Raw genomic sequence first — 501 nt, forward strand, 5'->3', positions numbered from 1 at the left:
AGGTTCAGCGCGTGGGCGTGGCCCTGGCTGCCGTAACCGACGATGACCACCTTCTTGCCCTTGATCAGGTTCAGGTCGGCGTCGCGATCGTAGTAAACACGCATTTTCGTTTTCCTTCTCAGGCGGCCACGATTGGCCTTGTTCGTGCGTTTTTCGGATGGGATCGGGCCAGGGCCCGGATGAATTGCCGCCGTTATGTAGGGCGGCTGGTGCTACGAGACAAGCCCGTAAGCCCCATTTCTGCAGTGCAACTAAATCAGGGCTCCTTCAGAACGGGGTAAAGCGAGGCCAGCAAAAGCAGGGCCATGACGACGTTGAAAATGCGGACCGCACGGGGGGATTTCACCACCGCCTGCAGAGAGGTCCCGAGCAGCACCCAGGTCAGCGACGACCCCAGGCCGATCAGGAACAGCAGGATGACCACGCCGAACTCGGCGAACTTCATGACGTCGGCCAGTTGGCCGGTCAGGCCCAGGGCGAACGGGCCGATAATGACGCCGG

General features: G+C 61.1%; 2 protein-coding genes. Both read right to left on the reverse strand.

Annotated elements, in window-relative coordinates; all coding sequences use genetic code 11:
* The coding region (locus D1614_RS29185) for a hypothetical protein (protein ID WP_497006700.1) at positions 1–104 on the reverse strand (104 nt) is incomplete at its 3' end.
* 152 nt (positions 105–256) lie between these two features.
* Positions 257–501: hypothetical protein (locus tag D1614_RS29190; RefSeq protein WP_497006699.1), on the reverse strand; the 245-nt coding region annotated here is incomplete at its 5' end.

This window comes from Maribellus luteus, from assembly GCF_003576475.1.
Classification (GTDB): domain Bacteria; phylum Bacteroidota; class Bacteroidia; order Bacteroidales; family Prolixibacteraceae; genus Draconibacterium; species Draconibacterium luteum.